Origin of the sequence: Arsenicicoccus sp. UBA2120 (assembly GCF_002330965.1) — a bacterium.
GTDB lineage: Bacteria > Actinomycetota > Actinomycetes > Actinomycetales > Dermatophilaceae > Arsenicicoccus > Arsenicicoccus bolidensis.
In genome coordinates this window covers 51,000-53,858 of the sequence record NZ_DCYC01000082.1, presented here as the reverse complement: position 1 = coordinate 53,858, position 2,859 = coordinate 51,000, and the positions used below count along the sequence as shown (strand labels likewise).

Here is a 2,859-nt window from a genome sequence, read left to right as displayed (position 1 = left end):
GTGCTCAGGTTTCCGCGATCACCGTGCTCAGGTTTCCGCGTTGTCCCTGCAGGGGCGCGACCGCCGGCGTCGTGGGTCGGGTCGCGGCCGAGCAGCCATGGGATGCCGCCAACAGGACCGACTCTTGACCGCCCCCGCCCGCACCTCGCCACCTGCCGCGAGACGGCGGGCCGCGACCTGCAGGACCCCGCCGACGACCCCTATCCCGACGCGCCTGCCCACGCCTGACCCACGCCTGACCCGCGTCGGCCGTCAATGAGGGTGCAGCACAAGCGGGGCGGAAGCACACTGGGGTATGTCGAACCTCCCACCGCACCACATCGTCACCGAGACCGATGACGTCGCCGCCGCACGGGATCGGGTCGCTGCTGTCCGTGAGGCGGCGGGTTCCGGTGCCGGCTACTACGGATCGACGTACCTCGCCGATCAGCGGCAGGAGTGGCCCTCGTGATCGTCCGCGCGACGCGGGATCCTCGATTCACCGAGCTGCGTCACCCCTGAGCCGGACGGCGCCATCCGGGAACGGGTGGGATCGGCCACCGTCATCGGTGGCCTTCTCCACCCGATGATCGAGCCGCGTCGTTGCCAGGCTGGCAAACGGTCTGGGCGACCTGTCATGGCGGGGCGGACCGTGGGCGCATGGACTCCACCGAGCTGCACGCACCCCCGACCCGCGACGCCACGCCTCTGCCCTCGGGGTCTACGCCCTCGGGTTCAGCCTGTTCGCGATGGGGAGCGCCGAGTTCCTGCTGGCCGGGGTGCTGCCGGCCGTCGCGAGCGACCTCGACGTGCGGGTCGCCGGCGCCGGCTTCCTGATCACGGCGTTCGTGGTGGGGGTGGTCGTGGGTGGCGGCGGGTCAGGTGGCGTCAGTGGGTGCGCAGGAAGGGCTCGAGCGCGTCGGCCAGCGCCACGGGCTGCTCGAGCATCGCGTAGTGCCCCGACTCCGGCAGCACCACGACCTCGGCGTCCGGCAGCAGCCGGCACCACGTCTCGCGGACGGTCCCCTCGCCAAGGGCCGGGTCGTGCGCCCCCACCACGACGAGCGCGGGCAGGTCGCTCGGCACCTCGTCCGCGAAGTCTGCGCTCGTCCATGCCTGCAGGTGGCGCCCGAAGGACTCCTCCGTCGAGTGCTCCCGCGACTCCGCCACCAGGTGCTGCACCCACGTCTGGCTGTGGCGGTGGCTGGTGGTGGCGTCGATGATGGCCGCGCGGTTGGCGTCCTCGGCCGGCGCACCCTCGAAGAGCTGCCGGCTCGCGTCGTCGAACGGCGTCGGCGTCGCGCCTACGGGACTGACGCCGACGATCGCGCGCACCCGCTCCGGGGCGCGGGCGGCGATGCGCAGCGCGGCGGCCCCGCCCATAGAGTGCCCGACGAGCGTGAACCTCTCCACGCCCGCGGCGTCCAGCCGCGCCAGGACGTCGTCGGCGATCTCGCCGAGCGTGTACTCGCCTGTTTCGCCGAGGCGTTCGCCATACCCGCGGTAGTCGATCCAGAGGATCGTGCTGCCCTCGCCGGCCGCCCGCGCCAGCAGCTCGGGGAAGTCGGCGCCCCACCCCTGGCCCCAGCCGAACCAGCCGTGCAGCGCGACGATCGTGTGGGGTTCGCCCTCGCGGCGTGCGGTGTCCGTCATGGCCCCGACCCTAGGGCGAAGGCGCAGGCCACGCACCCGGGGCGGTTCGTCATACGACCGAGACCGGATCCGTGACGACCGCGCTCGGCTCGGTGAGAGCATAAGGACCATGACAGCGACGTCTTCACCAGACTCGACCGCCACCGAGGTCCGCCGCCGCGGGGTCGAGACCACCGGCATCGAGATCATCGACGAGTCCGCGCGCACCGCCCGCCCGCACGACCTGTTCTGGCCGTGGTTCGCGGCCAACGTCAGCGTCTTCGGGATCTCGTACGGCGCCTACGTGCTCGGCTTCGGCATCTCGTTCGCGCAGGCTGCCGTGGTCGCCGTCGTCGGCGTGATCCTCAGCTTCGCTCTGTGCGGGATCATCGCGATCGCCGGCAAGCGCGGGTCCGCCCCGACGATGATCCTCAGCCGCGCGGCCTTCGGCGTGCAGGGGCAGAAGGTCCCCGGCGTCATGTCCTGGCTCGTGTCGATCGGGTGGGAGACCTTCCTCGCCATCATGGCCGTGCTGGCGACGTCCACGATCTTCGGCCGCCTCGGATGGGGTGGCGGGACGCCCACCAAGGTCGTCGCGACCGTCGTCGTCGCGGCGATCATCGTGCTCGCCTCGGTCGCCGGCTACCACATCATCATGCGGCTGCAGTCGGTCCTGACCTGGGTCACGGGTGCGGCGACGATCGTCTACATCGCCCTCACCGTGAGCCACGTGCGGTGGGATGCCGTGCGCGAGCTCCCCTCGGGCCCATGGCAGTCCGTCGTCGGCGCGCTGGTCATGGTGATGACCGGCTTCGGGCTCGGCTGGATCAACATCGCCGCGGACTGGTCGCGCTACCAGCGCCGTGACGCGTCCAGCGGCGCCATCGTCGCGTGGAACACCCTGGGCGGCGCCGTCGCTCCGACGCTGCTCGTGCTCTACGGCCTGCTGCTCGCCGGATCCGACCCCAAGCTCTCCGAGGGGATCACCGCCGACCCCATCGGCACGCTCGCCACGATCCTGCCCACCTGGTTCCTCGTGATCTTTCTCGTCGCCGCGGTGCTCGCACTCGTGTCGGGGGCCGTCCTCGGCATCTACTCCTCCGGCCTCACGCTGCTGTCCCTCGGTGTCCGGATCCCCCGTCCCGCAGCGGCTCTCGTCGACGGGATCATCCTCACGGCCGGCACGATCTGGGTAGTGTTCTTCGCCCAGAGCTTCCTCGGGCCGTTCCAGAGCTTCCTCATCACGCT

Annotated in this window: 3 protein-coding genes and 1 pseudogene; 3 read left to right on the top strand and 1 reads right to left on the bottom strand. The window is 71.4% G+C overall.

Annotated elements, in window-relative coordinates; all coding sequences use genetic code 11:
- Positions 1-102: 102 nt before the first annotated feature.
- Complete coding sequence (locus B2P18_RS14035; protein ID WP_286959900.1) at positions 103-228, top strand: hypothetical protein; 126 nt, start codon at positions 103-105, stop codon at positions 226-228.
- 500 nt (positions 229-728) lie between these two features.
- Positions 729-848 (top strand): annotated as a pseudogene (locus B2P18_RS18940) (Cmx/CmrA family chloramphenicol efflux MFS transporter); the annotation flags it as partial.
- Positions 849-867: 19 nt separating this feature from the next.
- Here B2P18_RS18940 and B2P18_RS14030 read toward each other — a convergent pair.
- Complete coding sequence (locus B2P18_RS14030; RefSeq protein ID WP_286961282.1) at positions 868-1,632, bottom strand: alpha/beta fold hydrolase; 765 nt, start codon at positions 1,630-1,632, stop codon at positions 868-870.
- Between the two features lie 109 nt (positions 1,633-1,741).
- Here B2P18_RS14030 and B2P18_RS14025 point away from each other — a divergent pair.
- A partial coding sequence (locus tag B2P18_RS14025; protein ID WP_286961279.1) for a purine-cytosine permease family protein occupies positions 1,742-2,859 on the top strand: 1,118 nt, incomplete at its 3' end.

What these genes read in the sequence shown, in the direction of transcription:
- B2P18_RS14030 (WP_286961282.1), bottom strand. Translation starts at nt 1,632, where the DNA reads ATGACGGACACCGCACGCCGCGAGGGCGAACCCCACACGATCGTCGCG.
- B2P18_RS14035 (WP_286959900.1), top strand. Translation starts at nt 103, where the DNA reads ATGCCGCCAACAGGACCGACTCTTGACCGCCCCCGCCCGCACCTCGCC.